Source organism: Glutamicibacter sp. BW78 (genome assembly GCF_002332245.1).
Lineage (GTDB): Bacteria > Actinomycetota > Actinomycetes > Actinomycetales > Micrococcaceae > Arthrobacter_H > Arthrobacter_H rhombi_A.
On sequence record NZ_NRGU01000006.1, the window covers coordinates 46,967 to 70,810 of the forward strand.

20 protein-coding genes and 1 tRNA gene are annotated in these 23,844 nt (G+C 64.7%); 10 read left to right on the forward strand and 11 right to left on the reverse strand.

The annotated features are described in order from the left end of the window. Positions 1 to 39 precede the first annotated feature (39 nt). Both CIK75_RS00320 and CIK75_RS00325 read right to left on the reverse strand, forming a co-directional pair. Complete coding sequence (locus CIK75_RS00320) at positions 40 to 864, reverse strand: undecaprenyl-diphosphate phosphatase (RefSeq protein WP_087001083.1); 825 nt, start codon at positions 862 to 864, stop codon at positions 40 to 42. 73 nt (positions 865 to 937) lie between these two features. Then, positions 938 to 1,240 (reverse strand): hypothetical protein, encoded by a 303-nt coding sequence (locus CIK75_RS00325; RefSeq protein WP_087001081.1) that lies wholly within the window; start codon positions 1,238 to 1,240, stop codon positions 938 to 940. Between the two features lie 44 nt (positions 1,241 to 1,284). Here CIK75_RS00325 and CIK75_RS00330 point away from each other — a divergent pair, with 44 nt between their 5' ends. After that, positions 1,285 to 1,527 carry a DUF5703 family protein gene (locus CIK75_RS00330; protein WP_087001184.1) on the forward strand — a complete coding sequence of 81 codons (243 nt, stop codon included), beginning with the start codon at positions 1,285 to 1,287 and terminating at the stop codon, positions 1,525 to 1,527. 76 nt (positions 1,528 to 1,603) lie between these two features. On the opposite strand, the gene CIK75_RS00335 is transcribed toward CIK75_RS00330, so the two are convergent. After that, positions 1,604 to 2,932 (reverse strand): M20/M25/M40 family metallo-hydrolase, encoded by a 1,329-nt coding sequence (locus CIK75_RS00335; RefSeq protein WP_087001079.1) that lies wholly within the window; start codon positions 2,930 to 2,932, stop codon positions 1,604 to 1,606. A gap of 159 nt (positions 2,933 to 3,091) precedes the next feature. Here CIK75_RS00335 and CIK75_RS00340 point away from each other — a divergent pair. The 4 genes from CIK75_RS00340 (at position 3,092) to CIK75_RS00355 (ending at position 7,129) form a co-directional block, all read left to right on the forward strand. Continuing rightward, positions 3,092 to 3,176: transfer RNA gene (locus tag CIK75_RS00340), tRNA-Leu, on the forward strand. 498 nt (positions 3,177 to 3,674) lie between these two features. Next, entirely contained in the window at positions 3,675 to 5,072 is a 1,398-nt protein-coding gene (locus CIK75_RS00345) for a M23 family metallopeptidase (protein ID WP_241895164.1), read from the forward strand. A 74-nt stretch (positions 5,073 to 5,146) separates the two neighbouring features. After that, positions 5,147 to 6,424, forward strand: a complete 1,278-nt coding sequence (locus CIK75_RS00350; protein WP_087001074.1) for a glycosyltransferase — start codon at positions 5,147 to 5,149, stop codon at positions 6,422 to 6,424. Between the two features lie 138 nt (positions 6,425 to 6,562). After that, entirely contained in the window at positions 6,563 to 7,129 is a 567-nt protein-coding gene (locus CIK75_RS00355; protein ID WP_087001072.1) for a DUF308 domain-containing protein, read from the forward strand. 119 nt (positions 7,130 to 7,248) lie between these two features. Here the strand turns inward: CIK75_RS00355 and CIK75_RS00360 are convergent, their stop codons facing one another. The 3 genes from CIK75_RS00360 to CIK75_RS00370 are packed head-to-tail and all read right to left on the reverse strand — an operon-like array spanning position 7,249 to position 10,789. After that, entirely contained in the window at positions 7,249 to 8,124 is an 876-nt protein-coding gene (locus tag CIK75_RS00360) for a MaoC/PaaZ C-terminal domain-containing protein (protein WP_087001070.1), read from the reverse strand. After that, a complete protein-coding gene (locus tag CIK75_RS00365) occupies positions 8,121 to 9,458 on the reverse strand; it encodes a 3-oxoacyl-ACP reductase (protein WP_087001068.1) in 1,338 nt (445 codons plus the stop codon). Before CIK75_RS00365 ends, CIK75_RS00360 begins: the two co-directional genes overlap by 4 nt. A 2-nt stretch (positions 9,459 to 9,460) precedes the next feature. After that, positions 9,461 to 10,789: an acetyl-CoA C-acetyltransferase gene (locus CIK75_RS00370; protein ID WP_087001066.1), complete on the reverse strand. Its 1,329-nt coding sequence runs from the start codon at positions 10,787 to 10,789 to the stop codon at positions 9,461 to 9,463. 64 nt (positions 10,790 to 10,853) lie between these two features. On the opposite strand from CIK75_RS00370, the gene CIK75_RS00375 reads away from it, so the two are divergent. Beyond that, entirely contained in the window at positions 10,854 to 11,606 is a 753-nt protein-coding gene (locus tag CIK75_RS00375; RefSeq protein ID WP_087001064.1) for a TetR/AcrR family transcriptional regulator, read from the forward strand. Continuing rightward, entirely contained in the window at positions 11,603 to 13,714 is a 2,112-nt protein-coding gene (locus CIK75_RS00380) for an acyl-CoA dehydrogenase (RefSeq protein WP_241895165.1), read from the forward strand. The genes CIK75_RS00375 and CIK75_RS00380 overlap by 4 nt, the downstream gene beginning before the upstream one ends. A gap of 92 nt (positions 13,715 to 13,806) precedes the next feature. On the opposite strand, the gene glgA is transcribed toward CIK75_RS00380, so the two are convergent. Continuing rightward, entirely contained in the window at positions 13,807 to 15,015 is a 1,209-nt protein-coding gene (gene glgA, locus CIK75_RS00385) for a glycogen synthase (RefSeq protein WP_087001060.1), read from the reverse strand. A 104-nt stretch (positions 15,016 to 15,119) separates the two neighbouring features. Here glgA and glgC point away from each other — a divergent pair, with 104 nt between their 5' ends. The 3 genes from glgC to pepN are packed head-to-tail and all read left to right on the forward strand — an operon-like array spanning position 15,120 to position 20,581. Continuing rightward, positions 15,120 to 16,361, forward strand: coding sequence for a glucose-1-phosphate adenylyltransferase (glgC, locus tag CIK75_RS00390; RefSeq protein ID WP_087001058.1), 1,242 nt, complete (start codon positions 15,120 to 15,122; stop codon positions 16,359 to 16,361). Positions 16,362 to 16,406: 45 nt separating this feature from the next. Next, positions 16,407 to 17,885, forward strand: a complete 1,479-nt coding sequence (locus CIK75_RS00395; protein WP_087001056.1) for an SDR family oxidoreductase — start codon at positions 16,407 to 16,409, stop codon at positions 17,883 to 17,885. Positions 17,886 to 17,944: 59 nt separating this feature from the next. After that, positions 17,945 to 20,581, forward strand: coding sequence for an aminopeptidase N (gene pepN, locus CIK75_RS00400; RefSeq protein WP_087001054.1), 2,637 nt, complete (start codon positions 17,945 to 17,947; stop codon positions 20,579 to 20,581). A gap of 49 nt (positions 20,582 to 20,630) precedes the next feature. On the opposite strand, the gene CIK75_RS00405 is transcribed toward pepN, so the two are convergent. From CIK75_RS00405 to CIK75_RS00420, 4 genes are all read right to left on the reverse strand, one after another. Next, entirely contained in the window at positions 20,631 to 21,737 is a 1,107-nt protein-coding gene (locus tag CIK75_RS00405; RefSeq protein ID WP_087001052.1) for a biotin/lipoate A/B protein ligase family protein, read from the reverse strand. Positions 21,738 to 21,862: 125 nt separating this feature from the next. Then, on the reverse strand, positions 21,863 to 22,117 hold the full coding sequence (locus CIK75_RS00410; RefSeq protein WP_087001050.1) for a type B 50S ribosomal protein L31: 255 nt from the start codon (positions 22,115 to 22,117) through the stop codon (positions 21,863 to 21,865). Between the two features lie 124 nt (positions 22,118 to 22,241). Continuing rightward, positions 22,242 to 23,048 (reverse strand): RNA methyltransferase, encoded by an 807-nt coding sequence (locus CIK75_RS00415; protein WP_087001048.1) that lies wholly within the window; start codon positions 23,046 to 23,048, stop codon positions 22,242 to 22,244. After that, a complete protein-coding gene (locus tag CIK75_RS00420) occupies positions 23,048 to 23,842 on the reverse strand; it encodes a sulfite exporter TauE/SafE family protein (protein ID WP_087001046.1) in 795 nt (264 codons plus the stop codon). Before CIK75_RS00420 ends, CIK75_RS00415 begins: the two co-directional genes overlap by 1 nt. Positions 23,843 to 23,844: the final 2 nt, after the last annotated feature.

Consider the following 23,844-nt stretch of genomic DNA (forward strand, 5'->3'; position numbering starts at 1 on the left):
AAGGATCGGCCTTTCGAAAGCGGGGTATGGATGGGGGAATCAGGCGTTGATGACGTTGAAACCCAGGAGGACGAACAGCACCAGACCCAAAGCGATCCGGTACCACACGAAGACACTGTAGCTGTGGGTGGAAACGTATTTCAGGAACCAGCCGATGATCACAAATCCGACGGCGAAGGCGATGACGGTGGCCAGGATCGTTTCCCCGCCGGAGTAGACGCTGGGTTCGCCGAAGCTTTTGAAGGCCTGGAACAAGCCGGAGGCGAAGACTGCCGGGATGGCCAGCAGGAAGGAGTAGCGGGCCGCTGCTTCACGGGTGTAGCCCATGAGGAGACCGCCGGTGATGGTTCCGCCCGAGCGGGAGACGCCGGGGATCAGGGCCAGCGCCTGCGCTAGACCGAAGTAGATGCCGTGTTTGACGGACAGTTCCTTCAGCTCACGTTTCTGCTTGCCGTAGTGGTCGGCAATGGCCAGGAAGACGCCGAAGACCACGAGCATGGTCGCCACGAGCCACAGTGATCTGAAGGTCGTCTCGATATCGTCTTGGAAGAGCAGCCCCAGCACACCAATGGGCAGGGAACCGACGATGATGAGCCAGCCCATCCGGGCATCGGGGTCGCTATGCGGGATTTTTCCGACGATGGCTTTGAACCAGGCGCCGATGATCCGCACGATGTCACGCCAGAAAAACATGACGACGGCGGTTTCCGTGCCGAGCTGGGTAATCGCGGTGAAGGCGGCCCCCGGGTCGGCCGCATTGGGCAGGAATTCCCCCACGATGCGCAGGTGGGCGCTGGAGGAAATAGGAAGGAACTCGGTCAGTCCCTGGATCAGGCCCAAAAAGGCCGCTTCAAACCAATTCACGCGTGAAACACTACTTCACCCCGGGCGCACCGGGACCACTTATGTGGCGCGTGCCGCATGGAAGAACGCTGGATCAGGGACGGTCGTCCGTCTCCGCGGGGTCTTCCCCGTCGCCGGAGTCATCCATACCGTCGTCATCGTCATCGTCATCGTCGTCGAGGTCGTCATCGTCGCTGTCGTCGTAGACATCCAAGGGGGTGACTTCGCCATAGGTGTCGTAGAGGGAGTCTTCGTACTCCTCAAAGGCGTCCATCATCCGGTAGGCGGCGCTCTCCACCGCGGGGTCGTCATCGCCCCGTCGTGAGGCCACGGCGGAGAGATGTTCTTCAAACGAGGCAACCAGTGCCTGAAGCGCAACACGCGGATCTGTGCTCATGGTCTAGACGTTACCCGTAGAGCGAGCAGAATGGAGAGAAGATGATGAAAAACTCCTCAGCTGCAGCCCGGAAGACCACCGACCACTCGGCGGGCTTCGAATACCTGGTTCTCACGGTTCGTCCCGGCCAGTCGATCGCCGATGCCCGTCGCGAAATCGTCGAGCACGCCGAATACGGTAAATGGGAACTCCGCACCACGCGGATCTATATGGGCGGCATGCGTCGCTATTGGATGCGTCGCCGCGTGATGCGGGTGGCCAGCACCTTGGACACCTTCCCTAGCTGAGAACCTTCGCGGTGGGGCCGGGACGGGTTCCCTGCCCCCCATCCCAGCCCGGCCACCTGTTGGGCTGTGGTGCGCTTCAGTAGGTGCGCAGCAGCCGGGAGAGGACCCGAGTACCGAACTTCAAGGCCTCCACCGGAACTCGTTCGTCCACGCCATGGAACATGCTGGTGAAGTCCAGGTCGTCGGGGAGCTGCAGCGGCGCAAATCCGTAGCCGGTGATTCCTAGCCGGGAAAGCGACTTGTTATCGGTGCCGCCGGAGAGCATATACGGCAACACCACCGACCCCGGGTCTTCGGCCGAGATCGAAGCGACCATATTGTCCACCAACGTCCCCGAGAAGGGGACCTCCAAGGACGTATCGGAATGCTCGGTGGAGAAATCCACGCCGGCACCTGCTAGTTCTCGCAGGGTTTCGTACAGCAATTCATCGCGTCCGGGCAGGGTCCGACAATCGAGAAACGCCTCGGCGGCACCGGGGATGACGTTGTGCTTATACCCGGATTTCAGGGCCGTCGGGTTCGAGGTGTTTTGCAAGGTGGCGCCAACGAATCGGGAAACATTGCCCAGGGCGTCCAGCAACGGGCCCGGGTTCTGTTCCTCGAATTCGATGCCGGTGAGTTCGGAGACCCCTTCCATCAGCGCCCGTGTCGTCTTGGTGTATTCGATCGGCCACTCGTATCCACCGATGCGGCTGATGGCTCCGGCCAGCCGGGTCACCGCGTTTTCGTCGTTGATCTGCGAACCATGCCCTGCTCGGCCACCGGCATGCATCGTGAGCCAGTGCAGACCCTTTTCTGCCGTCTGCAGGAAATAGGCTCGTCGCCCACCGACGGTTGAGGAGAAGCCGCCCACTTCGCTGATGGCCTCACCCGCGCCGGCGAAGACCTCAGGGTGGTTCTCGACCATCCATCCGGCCCCGTACGTCCCGCCGGCTTCCTCGTCGGCGAAATAGGCGAAGATGATATCGCGTTTGGGTTTCACCCCTTCACGGTGCATCTGTCGCTGCACGGCCAGGATCATGGCGTCCATGTCCTTCATGTCCACGGCTCCACGGCCCCAGATCAGCCCGTCCTTGACCTCGGCAGCAAAGGGATCCACGCTCCAGTCCTCGGCCTGCGCGGGGACCACATCGAGGTGGCCGTGGACCACGAGCGCCGGCAGTGAGGAATCTTGGCCTTCCATCCGTGCCACGACGCTCGCCCGGCCCGGGGAGGATTCATAGATTTTCGGGTCAAGTCCTCCCCCGGCCATCAACTCGGCGGCATACTCGGCTGCGGGCCGTTCGGGGCGGGCCTCGTTGCCGCCGAAGTTGCTGGTGTCGAAACGGATCAACGTCCGGCAAATTTCTTCGACTTCGTCGGCTGCCGTGATGCCTGCAGCACCATGGTTTCCTAGCTCAGTCATGACCTGACCTTCCGGGTTGTTCGGGTGGTCCCAGCCTAGTCACCCAAGCAAAGAGGGTTGAATTGGGAACTGCCCCACCGACATGTTAGAGTCTTACTCGCTGCTTTCGCCGGGCAGGAAGTCCAACGAGTCTTCCGAACCGGTCGCATCGCACCACCTGCGCGGGTGGCGGAATAGGCAGACGCGCTAGCTTGAGGTGCTAGTCCACGTATAGTGGGTGGGGGTTCAAGTCCCCCTCCGCGCACGAAATAAGCCCCGGAATTCCGGGGCTTTTTTCATGCCCAGGAACAAGGTGCTCGACGTCGCCGTCCGGCCACTTCCAGGATCCGGGCTTTTTCTCGGGCTTCTCGGACCTCTGGTCCAAACCCACGCGCAGGGGTAGCCTAAGGTCCACCACGCTCCGCGCGAGAGATGGGTGTCGCGATGTGGGCAACGGGGCCAACCACTCGGGGGAAACATGGGTGCACGGGTGCACGAGCACCAGCCAGAGCATCACCACGCCCCGCGACGTTCTACCGTCAAACGTTCCCTGGTTAAGTGGCTGGGTCTGGCCACAGCTGGGGCCCTTCTCCTCGGCACCGCACCCGCTGCTGGCAGCCTTCCAGCACCGAACGCTGCGCTGCCTCCGACCAGTTCCCCTTCTTCGGACGCTCAACCCAGCAGTTCCGTGCAGCCCGTTTTCGCGATGGTCGCCGGAACGTCCCCATTGCGGGATCCAACCGCAGGTTCCGGCAGTGCCGGCATGGAGTGGTCCCCGGGCTACCAGCCGGAAATCACTTCTAGCGTCAGCCCCGACGGCAGTCCTGCCGATGGGGAGGGCATTCCTTCACGCCGCGGCGTGGACCACGTCACCACCGGCCCCACAGGGTTGCTGCCCGGTGGCCTGACCCTCTCCGCACCGGTGGAAAGCACCCGGATCACCAGTGGCTTCGGCTGGCGTTTGAATCCCACAGGCCCCGGATCCTATATCCACATTGGTCAGGACTACGGTGTCGCGTGCGGCACCCCGGTCAGGGCGGCGGCGGCTGGTCGGGTCGTCCAATCGGCGTGGGCCGGACATTCGGGTCAACGAGTCCGCGTCGATCACGGAAGCGGCGTCGAAACCGCCTATAGCCACAATTCGTTGCTGGTGGCCAGCAAGGGTGAGCGTGTGCAGCAGGGTGACCTTTTGGCTCTCTCCGGCACGACGGGGAACTCCACGGGTTGTCACGTGCACTTTGAGGTCTACCTCAACGGCAAATGGGTCGACCCGGCAAAGTATCTCCCCTTGCTGCCGGGTCAGAAACGTCCGGTTTCCGGACAGGAACTGCGCCAGATCGCCCAAAGCCGCCTCTCCCCGGCTCCCTCGCCCCGTCCGTCAACGAACACGACAGCTTCAGGCTCCACCCCACCACCCCCCGTACGTCAGAATGCTCAGCCCTCCACCGCTGCCGCTTCGAAGACCCCTACCGCTGCCGGACCCGCGCCGAAAGCCCCGAGGACGCCGAAGCCCATGGCAACGGCCAGGCCCACGCCATCCACGGCACCCACACCGTCGCAGGTGACGAAGGATCCCGAGCCTCCCCAGCAGAAGGACAAGAAACCTGCGCAGACGCCCACCACGCCGAGTGCTGCGGCGCCGAGCACCGCGGCTCCCCCGAAGACCACCCCGCCCGCAGGCCCGGTCCAGTCCCCGGCGCCGACTAAGAAACCCACGACGAAACCCACACCGCCGAACACCCTGCCGCCTCAACCAACGCCCACTCCGACTCCCACCCCGGACAAGCCGACGCCTACCCCGGATCCAGGAACCACGGTTCCGCCGACCCTCAGCCAGCTCTGCCTCGCCTACACCAACGAGGACCTTGAGGCGACTGAGGCTCATGAAGGCCATCCGAAGCCTCGTAAGTCCCGCCTGTTGAACGACGTCGAGCTGGGCTTCCTACAAGGGGCCTTGGACGCGCACCTTAGCGCTGCCGAAAATCCCCAGACCGAGGAGTTGAAACCGCCTCTTTCAGTCCACGATGTGGTCGACCACTGCGGTGATTGGTTCCCGCAGAAGATCGATGAAGACACGACACCGGCTGATATTGAGGCCCTCGTGAAGGCAGCAGTTCTGAAGATCGAGAGTGCCCAGGACGCCGACGACAGCCAAAAGTAGTGCCCGGCCGACGGTTCGGACTACTCTTCAAGGGAACGCCCGGCCACTCTCCATTGCTCTCTTCCAGGACCTCCATGACGCACGCCACCGACACGGCCGCCCCTTCACCGGCAGCCGCGACATCGCATCCACTGCGCGTGGCCATGCTCTGCCTCCATACTTCTCCGTTGGACCAGCCGGGTTCGGGTGATGCCGGTGGGATGAACGTGTACGTCCGTGAGGTCGCGCAAGCCATGGCAGCCGCCGGGCTGATCGTGGAGATCTTCACCCGGGGCCCCCGGAACACCCCACCGGTTTTCTTGAACGAGCGGGTGACCGTCCACCATATTCCGGCGGGCCCCGATGGGCCGGTGGCCAAGGAGGGCCTGCCGGCCTACCTGCCGGAGATCACCGCGTCGATCGCCGACGGGGACTATGGCCCCTTCGACATCATCCACAGCCACTATTGGATGTCAGGCCTCGTCGGGCTGGAACTGGCGGAGCGTTGGGAGGTGCCTTTGGTGCACACCATGCACACCTTGGCCAAGGTCAAACGCCGGCTCCAGCAAGATGCCGAGGAAACGGACAGCCGGGTTGAGGCAGAGACCCTCTTGGCCCGTCAGGCCACGCGCCTGACGGCCAATAGCCGGGCCGAGGCTGATGAGTTGGTCAACGACTACGGTGCCGAACGTGCCCGTATCGACCTCGTGGTTCCGGGCGTGAATCTGTCGACGTTCCATCCCGCAGGCCCGCAGATGTGGATCGCCGAGGCAGGACATACTCCGGGTCCAGCCATCGATCCATTGCGTCTGGTCTTTGCTGGACGTATCCAGAAACTCAAGGGTCCCCAAGTCCTTTTGCGGGCCCTCGGGCTGCTGGCCCGTACCCGTCCGGATATCGAGGTCGAACTGGCAATCATCGGTTCCCGCAGTGGTTCGAAGGACCTGGACTTGGCGCGGCTGATCGACGAGGAGCAGCTTCATCAGATCGCCCATCTGCTCCCACCTTCTCCGGCCCATGAGCTCGCTGCCTGGTTCCGGGCCGCCGATGTGGTGGCCGTGCCTTCCTATAGCGAGTCATTTGGCTTGGTGGCCATGGAAGCTCAGGCCTGCGGCACCCCGGTGTTGGCTCATGACGTCGGTGGTTTGCGTCATAGTGTCGCCGATGGTTCCACCGGGGTCCTCGTCCCCGACCTCTCGGCCGAGAGCTGGGCCGAGGCCATCACCCATGCGGCGACGCACCGGACGGAGATCGCACACATGGGCAAGACGGCCGTGGAGCGGTCCCATGGATTCAGTTGGGTTCATACGGCAACAGCGACCCGGGCCAGTTACGCCAAGGCTGCTAGTGATTCGGCCGAGGTAGCCACCTGACCCTGCGGGCGCGTTGGTGCCCTATCGGCCCCACCCGAGAGAAGTCCCTCGTCATCTTTTTCCTGCTGGGATAGTCTGATGGGTCGGCACGGTTCCCCCCGTTCCGGAGCCCTGAGGTTTCATTGAAAAGAGGTAGAAGTGGCCAAGAGCGCGACCGTTTCCCCGTCCCAGTCCGTGGGCAATGCCATGTTGTGGCGTGGTGTGGTGTCCATCGTGTTCGGCATCATGGTGCTGGTCTGGCCGCAGGTGACCGTCGTGTTCTTCGTGGTCCTCTTTGGCATCTATGCGATCGTCGATGGCGTGGCTGCCGGCTCCCAATGGTTCAGCGCGCGACGAGGCCCGACGGCACGGCGCCACTCGGGATGGATCCTGGCCGGTGCCATCATCTCGATCCTGGCCGGATTGCTTGCACTGATCGCCCCCGGCTTGACGGCGTTGGCCGTGGCTCTGATCGTCGGCGCGTGGGCCTTGTTGCTGGGCATCACCCAAGTGGTCGTCGCCATCGCTGCCCGCAGGACGACGCCCTACTGGTGGGCGGGGTTGGTCTCCGGAATCCTGGCCATCCTCTTCGGGCTGCTCCTGGTGGTCGCCCCGGGGGTTGGCATCATCGGATTCCTCGGTGTGGTCGGCGCCTACGTGATCGTCTTTGGCATCGTCTTCGTTCTGGCGGGTTTCCAGATCCGTCGATCGACCCGACGCCCCTAGCCCCGGCCGGTGGTTTGGTGCCGGATTCCACCAACAACAAACCACCGTCACGCCCGAGCCCGAATTCCGAGCCCGGGGCTCCGCGCCGGCAGGGTTACCCCGGCCGGGTCGGCAGTTCCCTAGAGGGCGCGCACGGCTCCTTGGAAATGCCGGCGCCCCTTCTTCGCATTCCAGCCCTCGAAGCTCAGCAGCTTCCCGGTTGTGACCACCCCGAAGCTCACCGTGGACGGCAGTAGGACGGGGGCTTCGAACACGATGTCCCAGTGGTATCCGCCCTCGAGCGGAGCCGTCTGGGCCAGCGCCTTGCCGGCAAGGAACATGCCGTGGGCGATCTGGCGTTTCATGCCCAGCGCCTTGGCCGGCAGGGCCCCGAGGTGGATGGGGTTGTAGTCCCCCAGCACGGCAGCGTATTCACGTCCGGTTCCCGGCCCCAGACGCCAGGCGCCTGTTTGCCGTGGCGGGACGAACTCGGCCCGCTGGCCCCGGCGTTCTGGACGCTGACCGGCCCAGATGCCCTTGGCCAAGTAGGTGGAGGTGCCCACCCAAACGATTTCTGTTCCGACGCTGACCTCGCACACCACGTCCAGCTGAGTGCCGGCCTGGTGGTCGCGCAGCTTCTCGGTCCACGCCCGCACAGCCAGGACCTCATCGACACCCACCGGGCGCAGATGCTCGACCTGGTTGGACAGGTGGACCATCCCCAGCAGGGGCAAAGGGAAGTCACGCGCAGCCAACACGGACATGGCCACCGGGAAGACCGTGCCGTGGATGAAAACGCTCGGCAGATGGGGCCGGACGGTATCTCCGACCAACTGCTGGTAGGCCTCCAACCGCGACTGGTCGGCGACCACGCCGTGGACGCTGTGTTCTACCTCGGGCAGTACCAGTTCGGTCTTGGACCGGCTCAGCTGGTTGCGGACCTGATGCGCCACCGCCTCTGCATAGAGCCTGGGCAGCGCCGGGACGGCATCCAGTGGGACGAGGCGGCGACTCATGCGCCCACCAGTGACTGTCCGCAGACCCGGAGGGTTTGCCCGTTGATCCCCCCGGCGGCGTCGGAGGCCAGGAAGCCGATGGCTTCGGCCACGTCGAGCGGTTGGCCACCCTGCATCAGCGAGGGCAACAGCATCCGCCCCACGGCCCGGGTCGCCACGGGAATCTTCGCGGTCATCTCGGTCTCGATGAAACCGGGTGCGACGGCGTTGATGCCCCCATCGCGTTCGGCCATCGCCGACGCCGTGGAGGCGACCATGCCCATCACGCCGGCCTTCGAGGCGGCATAGTTGGTCTGGCCGCGGTTCCCGGCAATGCCGCTGGTGGAGGCCAGCGACACGATCCGCAGGCCGGGCAGGTCGGCGGCCAGGAACGCTTCGTTCATCCGCAGTTGCGATTCGATGTTCACCGCGATGACCGAATCCCACCGGGAGGCATCCATGTTGGCCAGAAGCTTATCGCGGGTGATTCCGGCATTGTGAATGACAATGTCCAGGTGCCCATGGCGCCCCACGGCGTGCTCCATGATCACTGCTGCGGCATCGTCCCGGGTGATATCGAGCTGCAAGGCCGTCCCACCGACGTCGTTCGCCACGGCCGCCAGCGATTCCCCGGCCTGGGGGACGTCAACGGCGACGATCGTGGCACCGTCACGGTGCAGGGTCCGGGCGATGGCGGCACCAATGCCTCGGGCGGCACCGGTGACCACGGCGACTTTTCCGGCCAACGGCTGGTCCCAGTCCCCCGGCAGGACACCGCGTTCGGATTCGACGGCGATGAACTGTCCATCGACGTAGGCACTGCGTCCGGAGAGCAGGAAGTGCAGGGCAGCTGCCGCCGAGGGGGCTGCGGCGCCGACGCCTTCTGCCAACAGGATGCCGTTGGCGGTGGCACCGCCACGCATTTCACGGCCCAAGGATCGCAATAAGCCGGTCACGCCCATCCGCGCTGCCGAACGTGCCGGTTCGTCGGCGGTGACGGGGGGACGTGATATGGAGACCACCCGCCCACCGGGCAGCAGGCTACGCAACGCGGCTCCTGCCTCCAGGGCGACGGCCGAAAGATCGCCGGGGGCTTCCACGGCGTCCAAGGCCAGAATCAGCGCACCGAGTTTTTCGGGCCCTCCCGCATGGCGGCGGACATCGAGTCCCCAGCCCAGCAGCGTCTCCGTCAGGTCGTGAGCGGCAGAGCCGGCGCCCAGGACGACGACCGGACCGGGGACCAGCGGCTTGCCGGGCTGATAGCGGCGCAAGATCGAGGGCCGTGGAAGCCCCAGCGTCTTGGCTAGCTGCTGAGTGATGCCGGTGTTGACGAGCTTCAAGTAGTTGTCGGCCATAATTAGCGTGCCTCCAAAATCGCGACGACGCCTTGACCGCCGGCTGCGCAGACGGAGATCAGGCCACGGCCCGAACCCTTCTCATGCAGCATCTTGGCCAGGGTGGCCACGATGCGTCCGCCGGTGGCGGCGAACGGGTGGCCGGCCGCCAGCGAGGAACCGTTGACGTTCAATCGGCTGCGGTCAATCGACCCCAGGGGGGCGTCGAGGCCCAGCTTTTCCCGGCAGAAGTCCGGATCCTCCCAGGCGGCGAGGGTGCTCAGGACCGTACCGGCGAAGGCCTCGTGGATCTCGTAGAAGTCGAAGTCTTGCAGTGTCAGGCCGTTGCGGGCCAGCAGGCGGGGTACCGCGTAGGCGGGGGCCATCAGCAGGCCTTCCTCGCCGTTGACGAAGTCCACGGCGCCCGCTTCGAAGTCCACAAAGTTGGCCAGCATCGGCAAATCGTGTTCGCGGGCGTAGTCCTCCGAGCCAATCAGCACGGCGGCAGCTCCATCGGTCAGCGGGGTGGAGTTCGCTGCAGTCATCGTGGCCCGGTCTCCCAGGTTCTTGCCGAAGGCAGGCTTGAGGCTACCCAGCTTCTCCAAGGTGCTGTCAGCACGCAGGTTCGTATCCCGGGTCACGCCACGGAACGGGGTGATGAGGTCATCGAAGAAGTGCCGGTCGTAGGCTGCCGCCATGTTCTTGTGGCTGGCCAGGGCGAGTTCGTCCTGGGCCTGGCGGGTGATGCCCCAAGCAGCCGTGGTGACCGCCTGATGGTCGCCCATCGATAGTCCGGTGCGGGGCTCCCCGGTACCCGGCGCTGCGGGGGAAAGATCCTTGGGACGGAACTTCGACAGGGCCGTCAGACGCTGCTGCAAAGTGCGGGCCCGGGTCAGTTCCAGCAAGACGGCACGCAGTCCCTCGCTGACGGCGATCGGCGCATCGGAGGTGGTGTCCACTCCGCCGCCGATTCCTGATTCGAGCTGTCCGAGTCGGATTTTATTGGCCAAGGATCCGATGGCCTCCATGCCGGTGGCACAAGCCATCTGCACGTCGTAGGCAGGCGTTGTCGGAGAGAGCGCAGTGCCCAGAACCGATTCACGGACCAGGTTGAAATCCTTGGAGTGCTTCAGGACGGCGCCGCCGGCGACAGCGCCGATGCGCTGACCCTGCAGCCCGAAGCGAGCCACCAGACCGTCCAGGGCGGCGGTGAGCATCTCCTGGTTCGAGGCCGTGGAGTATTTGCCGTTGGACCGGGCGAAGGGGATGCGGTTGCCGCCGATCACGACGGCGGGACGCAGACCGGTGGTGCCGGTCTGCGGGGACTGGGCGGGGGAAGCCGGTGCGGCCATGGAATGACTCCTGACGATGTGAAGTTGATTACCGATACCTAGCGTACCTGATACGCTGGGTATCGTGAACACTTCAGAGCCCCCCGCAACCAGCGGACCGGGCGCCACCGGCGACGGGCGCTCCGCCCGTTGGGATGCCCACCGTCAATCGCGGCGCACCGAATTGGTCAAAGCAGCCCGTTCGGTCATCCACCGCATCGGCCCCTCCGCCTCGATGGACGACTTCGCCGCAGCAGCAGGAACCTCGAAATCGGTCTTCTACCGGTACTTCCGCGATAAGGACGGTCTACGTCAGGCCATGGGCGAAATGGCCATCGGCCAGATGCGCGCCAAAGTCGTTGATGCCGCCCGTCGAGCCACCACCGAGGAATCAGGCCTCCGGGCCATGGTGAAGGCCTACCTGCAGATGGCTCAGACCTCCCCGAACGTCTACTTCTTCGTCACCGACACCGCGAGGGACCCCTTCCGCCCGGTTCCGGAGAAGACCGGCGACGCACCCTTGGATGATTTCTTTGCGGAAATCACTTCCATGATGAAGGACCGGATGCACGCCTATCTCAACGACCGCCACGGCACCACCGGAATCACCAGCCCGGCGCTCGAATTGTGGCCGACGGCCTCGATCGGCATGGTCAGAGCCGCCGGCGAAGCCTGGCTACGAACCGCCGCCTCCCCCCTCAAACCCGACGAACTTGAATTGACCGAGACCATCACCACCTGGCTGGTTTCCGGAATCACTGGGCATCCACCCGGTGCCCCCGAACAGTCTCAACACCCCAGCAATGAAGCTATTGAATTGGAAAGGCACACGACGTGACCCAGCAGAACACCGCAGGCTCCGGCCGGACAGAACCCCGCATCGACGTCGCCGCACTCGGAGAGCAGCTTTTGGGCAAGTGGGCGCAAGATCGCCGCACTTCGCGCCGGCTCGCTGGCCGCGAGGATCTCCAGCGCATCGAGGGCCAGTCCATGGACGAGCACCGCGAACGCGTCTTCAACCAGCTCTCCATCCTCGTGGACGAAGGCGCCATCCAGCGCGCCTTCCCCGAGGCGATGGGTGGGGCGAATAACCACGGCGGAAACATCGCCGCCTTCGAGGAACTCGTGGTCGCCGACCCATCGCTGCAGATCAAGGCCGGTGTGCAGTGGGGCCTCTTCGGCTCTGCGGTCCAACACCTGGGCAGCACGGAACACCACGAGAAGTGGCTTCCCGGGATCATGAACCTGGACATCCCCGGGGCCTTCGCGATGACGGAGATCGGACACGGTTCGGATGTGGCCAGCATCAACACCACCGCCACCTACGACCCGGACACCGAAGAATTCGTCATCCACACGCCGTTCAGGGCCGCGTGGAAGGAGTTTTTGGGTAACGCCGCGAAGCACGGTCGCGCAGCAGTGGTCTTCGCCCAACTGATCACCAACGGGGTCAAGCACGGTGTCCACGCCTTCTTTGTGCCCATCCGTGATGACAACGGCTTCCTGCCCGGTGTCGGTGGTGAGGATGATGGCTTGAAGGGTGGACTCAACGGCATCGACAACGGCCGTCTGCACTTCACCCAGGTGCGCATCCCACGGACCAACCTGCTCAACCGCTATGGCGATGTCGCCGTCGACGGCACCTACACCTCCCCCATTTCCAGCCCGGGCCGCCGGTTCTTCACGATGCTCGGCACCCTGGTCCAGGGGCGGGTCTCCCTCGACGGTGCGGCGGTGGCAGCTTCCAAGGTGGCTCTGCAGATCGCCACGACCTACGCCCACCAGCGCCGCCAGTTCAACGCGACCTCCACCGTGCAGGAGGAGACCTTGCTGGACTACCAGCGCCACCAGCGTCGCCTCATCCCCAGGATCGCGACCACCTACGCGATGTCCTTCGCCCATGAGGAACTATTGGAGAAGTTCGACGGCGTGTTCTCCGGCACCGCGGATTCCGACGAGGACCGGCAGGACCTGGAAACCTTGGCTGCCGCGTTGAAGCCGACCTCCACGTGGAACGCGCTCGACATCGTTCAGGAGTGCCGCGAGGCCACCGGCGGTTCCGGTTACATGACGAAGAACCGCTTCACCTCGCTTTACGCAGACCTCGATGTCTATGTGACCTTTGAAGGCGATAACACGGTGCTGCTGCAGCTGGTCGCCAAGCGCCTGCTCACCGACTACGCCCAGGAGTTCCGTCATCTCGACGCCGGGGTCCTGGCTCGCTATGTGGTCCGTCAGGCAGGCAACGTGGCCATCAACCGTTCCGGGCTGCGCCAGCTGGCCCAGACTTTCTCGGATACCGGTTCGGAAAAGCGCTCGGCGAATTTCCTCAAGGACGCCGAAACCCAGCGCGGTCTGCTGACCGACCGGGTCGGCACTGCCGTGGGCGAAGTCGCCGATGCCATGCGCGGGGCCGCCAAGCTCCCTCAGGCCGAGGGCGCCAAGGTATTCAACGAGCACCAGAACGAGATCATCGAGGCCGCTCGCGCCCACGCCGAACTGCTGCTCTGGGAGTCCTTCACCACGGCCCTCGGCAAAATCGAGGACGAGGGCACCCTCCAGATCATGACCTGGGTCCGTGACCTGTACGGCCTGCAGCTCATCGAGAAGGACCTGTCCTGGTACGTGATGCACGGACGCCTGTCCAACCAGCGGGCCCGCACGTTGGGCCCGTACATCAACCGTCTGCTCGCCCGGCTGCGTCCGCACGCCCAGGATCTGGTCGATGCCTTCGGCTACGGCCCCGAACACCTGCGGGCCGACATCTCCTCGGGTATCGAGGCGGAACGTCAGGACGAGGCGGCGGAGTACCTGCGTCGGGAGCGGGCGATGGCCGATGCCCCCATCGACGAAAAGGTCCTGGTCGCGCGGCGCAAGGCCGCTGAGAAGGCCAAGCGCAAGGCCGCGAAGTCCGCGGCGACGAAGGGCAAGAAGGTCGGCGCCTAGCCCCTACCGATGCAGCGGACGACGGCGGTGTTCCCGGGTTCCGGGAGCACCGCCGTCGTCCGCTGTTTTCTGAACCGTTCTGTCCGGTGTTCCTAGCGCCGGTACCCGTCGATCGCGTTGCGGTAGACCTCGAGGGTCCGCACGGCGATCGCGTCCCAGCTGAAGTGGTCCGCGGCCCGCTGCCGCCCGGCCACTCCCATGGCCTGGGTGCCTACCGGGTCCTCCAAGGCACGGTTCAACGCCGCGCCGAAATCCGCAACGAAACCTTCGACGTCCACCGGGGTGCCCGAAGCGTCGTCGAGTTGTTCCAGCGGAACCAGCAGGCCGGTCTCGCCATCGGCGACCACCTCGGGGATGCCGCCGACGGCGCTGGCGACCACTGCTGTGCCGCAGGCCATGGCTTCGAGGTTCACGATCCCCAACGGCTCATAGATGGACGGGCAGGCGAACACGGTCGCTTGGCTGAGAACCTGAATCAGTTCGTCACGCGGGAGCATGCGTTCGATCACGACGACGGCTTCGCGGGTAGCCCGGAGCCGGGCAATCAGCTCGGCCACTTCGGCCGCCAATTCCGGGGTGTCGGCGGCACCGGCACACAGCACCAGCTGGACGTCCGGTGGCAGCAGGGCTGCTGCCCGCAATAAATAGGGCACCCCCTTCTGCCGGGTGATCCGCCCGACGAAGGCCACGGTGCGTTTTTCGGGGTCGATGCCAAGCCCCGGCAGGGCCTCCAGGTCCGGTGCCGGATGCCAGGCGTCGACGTCGACCCCGTTATGCACCACGTGCACCCGTTCCGGGTCGACTCCGGGGTAGGCGTTCAAGATATCGCGGCGCATTCCCGCGGAAACCGCGATGACGGCATCGGCCCCGTGATAGGCCGTGGATTCGGCCCAGGAGCTGACCGCATAGCCGCCACCGAGTTGTTCGGCCTTCCACGGGCGCAGCGGCTCCAGGGAGTGGGCGCTCAGGACGTGGGGGACCCCGTGCATCATTGATCCCAGGTGGCCGGCGAAATTGGCGTACCAGGTATGGGAATGGATGATGTCCGTTCCCGCCAGGGCAGGGACGATGCGCAGATCGGTCCCCAGCGTCGCCACGGCCGGATTCGCGGTGGCCAGGTCCTCTGGCTCGGCATAGCTGGCCACCTGCGCCCCGTGGTAGTCCCCCGGGCGTTCGGCACCGAAGGCATGGACATGCAGTTCCGTCTGCGGGGCCAGCACACGAGCCAGCTCCGCGACGTGCACACCCGCCCCGCCATAGATGGCCGGCGGGAATTCCTTGGTCACAATGTCTACTCTCACAGCACCAACGTAGCCGCATAAGTGACTTCTGCCATAGTCTGATCCCAGAAGGTGCAGCCCGGCGGCCACCTCCGCCGGGAGGGAACGATCACTAGGGAGTCGGCATGCCCCAAAGAAAAGTCCTCGTCGTGGTTCTGGCTGGTGGGGAAGGCAAGCGGTTGATGCCGTTGACGGCCGACCGCGCCAAACCGGCGGTGCCGTTCGGGGGAAGCTATCGGCTGATCGACTTCGCGTTGTCTAATGTCGTGAACTCGGGCTACCTGCGGGTCGTGGTGCTCACGCAATATAAATCGCACAGCCTGGACCGCCATGTTTCCGAAACCTGGCGCATGTCCACCCAACTGGGCAACTATGTCGCTTCGGTTCCGGCCCAGCAGCGTCTGGGCAAGGACTGGTTCCTGGGCTCGGCGAACGCGATCTACCAGTCCCTGAACCTGATCCACGACGCCAAACCCGAATACGTGCTCGTCGTCGGCGCCGACCACGTGTATCGGATGGACTTCTCGGCAATGATCGACGCCCATGTCGCCGCCGGCGTTTCCGCCACCGTGGCCGCCGTGCGCCAGCCGCTGGAGCAGGTGAACCAGTTCGGCGTCATCGAGGTCGATGCGCAGACCCCCGGCAGGATCGCCGCCTTCCGCGAGAAACCCGATTCGACTCCTGGCCTCCCCGATGATCCGAGCAGCTTCCTGGCGTCGATGGGCAACTACGTCTTCTCGACGGATGCCCTGCTGGAGGCGCTGGAGTCGGATAACGTCCGGGATGACACCAAACACGATATGGGTGCCGACATCATCCCCGCCTTCGTGGAAAGCGGGGATTGCGGGGTCTATGACTTCTCGGCCAATCCGGTCCCGGGCGAGGACGCCTCCCTCATACGCTATTGGCGCGACGTGGGAACATTGGATTCCTATTATGAAGCGCATATGGATCTCGTCGCCCCGATCCCGCAGTTCAATCTGTACAACCAGGAGTGGCCGATCCACACCCGCCACCACAGCTCACCTCCCTCCAAACTCGTGCGCTCCAAGAACGGAACCCCCGGCGAAGCCCATGACTCGCTGCTGGCCGCCGGGGTGGTGATCACCGGAGGCACGGTCACCCGCTCCGTGATCTCCACGGACGCACGGGTCGAACACGGGGCCCAGGTCACCGATTCGGTCCTGCTCGACAACGTCGTCATCGGCGCCGGAGCCACGGTGAAGCACGCCATCATCGACAAGAACGTGGTGGTCCCTGCCGGGGCCCGTATCGGGGTGGACCATGAGGTGGATCGGGCGCGTGGATTCCTGGTCACCGAATCCGGATTGACCGTCTTGTCCAAGGGCCAGCAGATCGACGCCTAGACCGACTCGGTGGACGCGGCGTGGGGGCGGTAGAGTTCTCCCGTCATGACTGAACATTCCTTCCCCATCGCCGCCGACGATCTGGCCGCCTGCCTGAGCGTCCTCGAGCGCATCCACGAACTCCCCGACGACAACGAACAATTCATCGCCGTGCGCCGCGCCACCGCGAAGATGTTCAAGGAGGTCAAACGCGCCCGCCGGACCGACGCCCGCCAAGCGGTGGTGGAGGCCGACAGGAAAGTCATGGAACGCACCGCCACCGGAGCCGCCAACCGTCTGGATGACGAAACCGAAGGGCTGGACCTTTCCACCAGCTCGGCGGGCTCCAGCGCCGGGGAATACCAGCAACCGCGCAAATGCTACGTCTGCAAACAGCCCTTCACGAAGGTTGACGCCTTCCACCATCTGTTATGCCCCGATTGCGCCGCCGGGGGCAGGCATTGGCGCGAAGCCCGGGTGGACCTGAGTGGACGCCGAGCCCTACTCACCGGCGGGCGCGCCAAAATTGGCATGCATATCGCCTTGCGGCTCCTGCGCGACGGCGCCCACACCACCATCACCACCCGCTTCCCGGCCGACGCGGCCCGACGCTTCGCGGCACTGGATGACAGTGCCGACTGGTTGCACCGGTTGCGTATCGTCGGGATCGACCTCCGTGATCCCTCGCAGGTGGTCTCGCTAACGGAACAGCTCATCGCCGCCGGCCCCCTGGACATCCTGATCAATAATGCCGCACAAACGGTTCGTCGTTCCGGCGAGGCCTACCGTCACCTGATTGAATCCGAGGCACAACCGCTAGCCCCCGAGCTAACCTATGCCCAAGGCGGCCCCGAGATCTGGGGCGCAGGACAAGCACCACAAGCCCACCCCCAGGCATTGGCAGCTGCCTTTGACTTGGACACCGGGGCCGTGGAATCGGCGGCGGCGTTGGCTCCAGGGCGGCTGGCCGAATTGGCGATGACCGCAGGCTCGGCCTCCTGGGACCGTGTGGCCGCCGGAACCGCCATCGATGCCGGAGGGTTGGTCCCGGACTTGGTCAGCGTGAACAGCTGGACCCACACGCTGGGTCAGGTGGAGGCGCTGGAACTGCTGGAGGTCCAGCTGTGCAATGTCACGGCCCCGTTCCTGCTGGCGAGCCTGTTGCGTCCGGCAATGGCCGCCTCCTCCTTCAAACGCAAGTACATCGTGAACGTCTCGGCGATGGAGGGGCAGTTCTCCCGGGTCTATAAGGGGCCGGGACACCCTCATACCAATATGGCGAAAGCCTCGTTGAACATGCTGACCCGCACCTCGGCAGAGGAACTGTTCGAGACCGATGGCATCCTCATGACGGCGGTGGATACCGGCTGGATCACCGACGAACGCCCACACGAATCCAAGATCCGACACGCCGCCGGAGGCTGGCACGCCCCCTTGGATCTGATCGACGGGGCGGCCCGGGTCTACCATCCGATCGTCGCCGGGGAGGAGGGCACCGATCTGCGGGGCTGCTTCATCAAGGACTACCGCCCCTCCCCCTGGTAACCAGCGAAAGAACGACCCAACGGTGATCTTCAACACCTGTTTCATGGTTGAATGGCCCCGTGGAGAATCAGCAGCCCAGAAACCAGAACCTGTCCCGCGATGAGGCCGCCGAGCGCGCCCGGATCCTCTGTGTCGACTCCTATGAAGTCGATCTCGATCTGACCGGCGCCCCGGATCCCGCGGTCTCCGGCTACCGATCCCGGACGCGGATCGCGCTCACCGCCCATGTCGCCGGCGAAGAGACCTTCCTGGACTTCATCCATGGTGGCGTGGCCTCGGTGGTCCATAACGGCAAGTCCTTGGATCCCGCCACGGCGGTCCGTGGTTCCCGGATCCACTTCACCCCCACGGAAGGCCACAACCTCGTTGAGGTCGACGGCACGGCCCTCTACTCGACCTCCGGAGAGGGCATGCACCGGTTCGTTGACCCGGTGGACGGCCAGACCTACCTGTACACCCAGTACGAGCCGGCCGATGCCCGTCGCGTCTTTGCGAACTTCGAACAACCCGACCTCAAGGCCCCCTTCACCTTCACCGTAACGGCGCCCGCACACTGGCATGTCGCCTCCAACCAGTCGGTGGCCGAACGCAGCGAACACGGCAACGGGATGGCAACCTCGCTCTTCGCCCCGACGCTGCCCATCTCGACCTACATCACCACGATCCTCGCCGGGCCGTACCACTACGTCACCGACAGCTGGTCCCGGCGTCTCGAGGACGGCAGCACGCTGACCGTGCCCTTGGGTCTGAGCTGCCGCGCCTCACTGGCCGGAAACTTCGACGCCGACGCACTTTTCACCACCACACGACAGGGACTGGACTTCTTCCACGACCTCTTCGACTACCCCTACCCCTGGGGCAAATACGATCAGGCCTTCGTCCCCGAATATAATCTCGGCGCCATGGAGAACCCCGGTCTGGTGACCTTCACCGAGAACTACGTCTTCACCTCGCGGGCCACCGAGGCCCAGTACGAGGGGCGCGCAAATACGATCATGCACGAGATGGCGCATATGTGGTTCGGGGACCTGGTGACGATGCGCTGGTGGGATGACCTGTGGCTGAAGGAATCCTTCGCCGACTTCATCGGAACCCTCGCCGTGGCCGAAGCCACCGATTTCAACACCGCCTGGGTAACCTTCGCGAACCGGCGGAAGGCCTGGGCCTACGTCCAGGACCAGCTGCCGACCACCCACCCGATCGTCGCGGACATCCCCGATCTGGAAGCGGCCCGGCAGAACTTCGATGGCATCACCTACGCCAAGGGGGCCTCGGTTCTGAAGCAACTGGACGCCTACGTGGGACGCGACGCCTTCATCTCGGCCGCCCGCACCTACTTCCGTCGCCACGAATACGGCAACACCACGCTCGCGGACTTCTTGGCCGTCCTTGAGGAGGCATCGGGCCGGGATATGGGGGCCTGGTCCGAAGCATGGCTGCGCACCGCAGGTGTCGGTTCGCTGCAGGTCGAACTGACCGAGCACGACGGCGTTGTCACCTCGGCGGTCATTGTCCAGGACGGGGCGGATCCCACCACCGGCTCCCCCGCCATCCGCCCGCACACCCTGGGGGTGGGAACCTTCGAACTGCGTGAGGGCGTCCTGCAGCGCACCGGAGGCTTCAGACTCGATGTCACCGGTTCCAGCACCGAGGTGCCCGAACTCCTCGGCCGGCCCCGCCCCGGCGTCGTGCTCCCGAATGACGGGGACCTGACCTATGCCAAGGTCAGATTCGACGAGGCCACCCTGGGGGTCCTGCTCGAACACCTGGGAACGTTGACCGAGCCGCTGGCCCGGGCGACCGCCTGGGCAGCCCTGTGGTCCATGGTCCGCGACGGTCTGCTCCCGGCGCCGGTCTTCCTGGCTGCCGTGCGGCGCCACGTGGCCACGATCAGCGATGTCGGGGTCCTGTCGATGATTCTCGGCCAGGCCGAAACCGCGGTGCAGCGCTATTGCCCGCCCCATATCAGGGATGCCGAGCACCGGAAGCTGGCTCAGGCTTTGCACGATTTCCTGCTCGCCGCCGAGCCGGGCTCCGATGCCCAACTCGCCTTTGCCCGGGCACTGGCCGAGTTGGCCCGTGCCGGTGAGCTCGACCAGGTAGTGGCCGGGCTGCTGGAGGGCAGTCTCACGGTGGAAGGGCTCCGGGTCGACGAACAACTACGTTGGGCCCTTTTGCAGGCCGGAGCGGCCCGCGGTCAGATCACGACCTCCACGCTGGAAGCCGAACGCCAAGCCAACCCGTCGGCGGTCGCCACCGTGGGACAGGCCCTGGCCTGGGCAGCCCGTCCGGAGGCGCAGGTCAAGCAGGCGGCCTTCGACGCCGCCCTGTCGGGGACCGACGCCGAGGGCGCGGTCCTGTCCAACGATGTCCTCAGCGCCACGGTCAATGGTTTCCTCATCGGTGGCCATGAACTGATCGATGACTACTACACACGCTACTGGCCGGCCCTGGCCGATATTTGGGAGCAAAAGAGTATTGGTCTGGCCACCCGGATCGTCCAGGGCCTCTTCCCCCTGGACCAAGACCTGGGCACCGAGACACCGGAGCAGCATCGTGTCGTCCGCAACGCGGACAGCTGGCTGATCGAGAACGCCCAGGCCCCACGGGCACTGCGTCGGATCATCATCGAACAGCGTGACCAGCTGGTCCGCACCCTGCGCGGGCAGGCGGCCGTCATGGCTTCACGGCCCTGATCAGGACCAGAATCGTCGAGCGCCGGGGCAACCCCCGGCGCTCGACGGGTCAGGGGACCCGGTTCAACCATTCGTCGGTGCGGAACTTCTCATCCGCGAGGCGCTCGGCCCGGGCCAAGGTGTTCTCATCGAGTTCGGTCCGGGTGGCGCCATAACGCTGAATAAACGTGGAGATCATCGTCTCGATGATCTCGTGCCGCGGGATACCGGCCTGACGTTTGAGCGGGTCCACCCGCTTCTTCGCGCTGGCGATGCCCTTATCTGAAATCTTCTCCTGGCCGATGCGCAGAACCTCGGTCATTTTTTCGGCGTCGATATCGTAGCTCATGGTCACGTGATGCAGGATCGCACCGCCGGCGAAACGCTTTTGTGCGGCACCACCGATTTTTCCCTGCGGGGTCGCGATATCGTTCAGCGGCTTATAGAAGGCCTCCACCCCCAGCCGCTGCAAGGAGTCCATCACCCAGGCGTCCAGGAAGGGGTAGGAATCGGCGAAGCTCATGCCGTCCACCAACGAGGCCGGAAGATAGAGCGAATAGGTGACACAGTTGCCGGCTTCCATGAACATGGCCCCGCCACCGCTGATGCGTCGCACCACGGTCACTCCATGGCGTTGAGCTCCTGCGGGGTTGATCTCGTTGCGGACCGACTGGAAACTGCCGATCGCCACTGCCGGTTCGTTCCAGTCCCAGATCCGCAGGGTCGGCTTCCGGGTTCCCTCCATGACTTCGCGGGTCATCACTTCGTCAAGCGAGACATTCACGGCGATGGGTAGTGAGCGTGGTCCGATGACCTCCCAGTCGTGATCGGCCCAGGTGGTGGCCAGTCCCAGCGCCCTGCGGACCGCGGTGGCCACGGCCGACGGGTCGAATCCGAACATGACGGCGTCGTGGCCCACCGCCGTGCCGACGGCTCCACTGATCACCGCATGCGGGGCCGAGGTTTCCATCCCCACCAAGGCGGCGTTGATGTCATCGAGGGCCTCATCGGGTTCAAGGAAGAAGTCCCCGTTGATGTTGGCGCGAACAATCCGTGCTGCCGCTCCCTCTCCGGCGACTTCCAGATCCGCGACCACGAGCTTTCCTCCGTGGACCTTGAATTCGCCGTGATGGGTATAGGGCGTGCTATCTAGCTGGGGAAGATCTTCGACTGGCATGATTCCATCCTAATGACCCCTCCACCCGTTGCCGATCACCCGACGGTCCGGAGATGCGGGGAAGCCATCGAACCGTTAACGACAAAAGGACCCCGAAGGGTCCTTTTGCCACATGAAGTGTCCGCTTACTTCTTGCCGAAGTTCTTGAAGCGGGCGTTGAAGCGCTCGACGCGGCCGGCCGAGTCCATGATGCGCTGCTTACCCGTGTAGAACGGGTGTGATGCTGCCGAGATTTCGACGTCGATCACCGGGTACGTCTTGCCGTCTTCCCACTCGATCGTCTTGTTCGACGAACGGGTGGAGCGGGTCAGGACCTTTTCGCCGGAGGCGAGGTCGTTGAACACGACTGCCTCGTACTTCGGGTGGGTGTTGGACTTCATGAGGAAAACCTTTGTTCGAGCCACTGGATTTTGCCAGCAACCATACGGGTAAAGCCGTTCCGTTCGACACGGAACCGACTACTTACTGTAGCTCACCGGCAGATGTCGAGAAAAATCGCCGCGCCTATCGCGCGCGCAGTTCCCACATGGCAACGGTCGAGGCGGCAGCAACATTCAGTGAGTCCACACCGTCACGCATGGGGATCACCACTGCCAGGTCCACGGCGGCGAGGGTCTCGGGCGAAACGCCGGCCCCTTCGGTGCCCAGCACCAGGGCCAACCGGTCAATCTTCTCTGCGGCTACCTCATCGATGGGGCGCGACGATTCGGTGACCTCCAGAGCGGCGAGGGTGAACCCTGCCCGGCGTATCCCCTCCAACCCGTGGCCCCAATCCTCGAGTCGGGCCCACGGAATCTGGAAGACCCCGCCCATGCTGACCCGGATCGACCGGCGATACAACGGATCGGCACAGCGAGGGGAGACCAGTACCGCGTCCACCCCCAAGGCAGCTGCCGAACGGAAGATCGCCCCGAGGTTGGTGTGATCCACGATGTCCTCGAGCAATAGCACCCGGCGTGCCCCGGCCAGGACGTCGCTCACCGGAACCGGTTGTGGCCGGTTCATGGCGGCCAGCGCCCCACGGTGCAGGTGGAAGCCGGTGATTTCTTCCAGCACCCCCGGGGCGCCAACGAAGGCCGGGACGTCGGGATGGGCTTGGAGGACATCGGAGAGCCCCTCAAGCCATTTATCGGCCAGGAAGAAGGAGCGTGGCACATGCCCGGCCGTCAGGGCGCGACGCAGGACCTTGGAACTTTCGGCGATATAGAGTCCACGCCCCGGATCGGTGCGTTGGCGCAGGGCCGCGTCCGAGAGCGCCACATAATCTGCGACGCGGGGGTCTGCCGCTGATTCGAGCCGAATGATCGGCATCAGGCGACCAGCTTGCCGATCATGGTCACCAGGGCCACGAGCCCGAGCACCACGATAAAGGATCGCAGCAGCAGTGGTGAGAGCTTCCGGCCGACCCGGGCCCCGATGAATCCGCCGACCAGTGAACCGCCGGCGATGAGCAGGACGATCAGCCAGTTGATCCGGTCGAAGGCAAAGAGCAGATAGGACACGGCGGCGACCAGGTTCACCACCAGCGAGAGGATGACCTTGATCGCGTTGGACTGCTGGAGGGAACCGTGGAAGAAGATTCCCAGTACGGCCATGAGCAGGATGCCCTGGGCTGCGGTGAAGTAGCCGCCGTAGACACCGATGAGGAACACCAGGATGTAGACCAGCGGGGAGAGTTTCTGCTCGTCAACGTGGGTCGGGCGCAGCGGGTCGCCACTTTGTCGTTCGCGCACCCACCGCGCCAACCGTGGCTGGAAGATCACCAGCAGGATCGCGATCGCAATGAGCACTGGGGCGACGTAGCCGAAGACCGTCTCGGGAAGGTGCAGCAACAGAAAAGCGCCCAGAATGCCGCCCACAAGCGAGGCTGGAACCAGTTTCAGCATCGTCTTGGGGACGGTGCGCGCTTCCTGTCGGTACCCCCAGGCACCGGAGAAGCCGCCGGCTACCAGTCCCATGGCGTTGGAGATGATGGAGTTGACCGGGGCGAAGCCCAAGGCAACCAGGACCGGGAACGTCACCAGCGAGCCGGAGCCGACGATCGTGTTGATCGTTCCCGCCCAGAGCCCGGCAAAAAGGACGAGGAGTTCTCTCCAAAATTCCATAC

What these genes read in the sequence shown, in the direction of transcription:
- CIK75_RS00325 (WP_087001081.1), bottom strand. Translation starts at nt 1,240, where the DNA reads ATGAGCACAGATCCGCGTGTTGCGCTTCAGGCACTGGTTGCCTCGTTT.
- CIK75_RS00330 (WP_087001184.1), top strand. Translation starts at nt 1,285, where the DNA reads ATGAAAAACTCCTCAGCTGCAGCCCGGAAGACCACCGACCACTCGGCG.
- CIK75_RS00335 (WP_087001079.1), bottom strand. Translation starts at nt 2,932, where the DNA reads ATGACTGAGCTAGGAAACCATGGTGCTGCAGGCATCACGGCAGCCGAC.
- CIK75_RS00345 (WP_241895164.1), top strand. Translation starts at nt 3,675, where the DNA reads ATGGAGTGGTCCCCGGGCTACCAGCCGGAAATCACTTCTAGCGTCAGC.
- CIK75_RS00350 (WP_087001074.1), top strand. Translation starts at nt 5,147, where the DNA reads ATGACGCACGCCACCGACACGGCCGCCCCTTCACCGGCAGCCGCGACA.
- CIK75_RS00360 (WP_087001070.1), bottom strand. Translation starts at nt 8,124, where the DNA reads ATGAGTCGCCGCCTCGTCCCACTGGATGCCGTCCCGGCGCTGCCCAGG.
- CIK75_RS00365 (WP_087001068.1), bottom strand. Translation starts at nt 9,458, where the DNA reads ATGGCCGACAACTACTTGAAGCTCGTCAACACCGGCATCACTCAGCAG.
- CIK75_RS00370 (WP_087001066.1), bottom strand. Translation starts at nt 10,789, where the DNA reads ATGGCCGCACCGGCTTCCCCCGCCCAGTCCCCGCAGACCGGCACCACC.
- glgC (WP_087001058.1), top strand. Translation starts at nt 15,120, where the DNA reads ATGCCCCAAAGAAAAGTCCTCGTCGTGGTTCTGGCTGGTGGGGAAGGC.
- CIK75_RS00395 (WP_087001056.1), top strand. Translation starts at nt 16,407, where the DNA reads ATGACTGAACATTCCTTCCCCATCGCCGCCGACGATCTGGCCGCCTGC.
- CIK75_RS00405 (WP_087001052.1), bottom strand. Translation starts at nt 21,737, where the DNA reads ATGCCAGTCGAAGATCTTCCCCAGCTAGATAGCACGCCCTATACCCAT.
- CIK75_RS00410 (WP_087001050.1), bottom strand. Translation starts at nt 22,117, where the DNA reads ATGAAGTCCAACACCCACCCGAAGTACGAGGCAGTCGTGTTCAACGAC.
- CIK75_RS00415 (WP_087001048.1), bottom strand. Translation starts at nt 23,048, where the DNA reads ATGCCGATCATTCGGCTCGAATCAGCGGCAGACCCCCGCGTCGCAGAT.
- CIK75_RS00420 (WP_087001046.1), bottom strand. Translation starts at nt 23,842, where the DNA reads ATGGAATTTTGGAGAGAACTCCTCGTCCTTTTTGCCGGGCTCTGGGCG.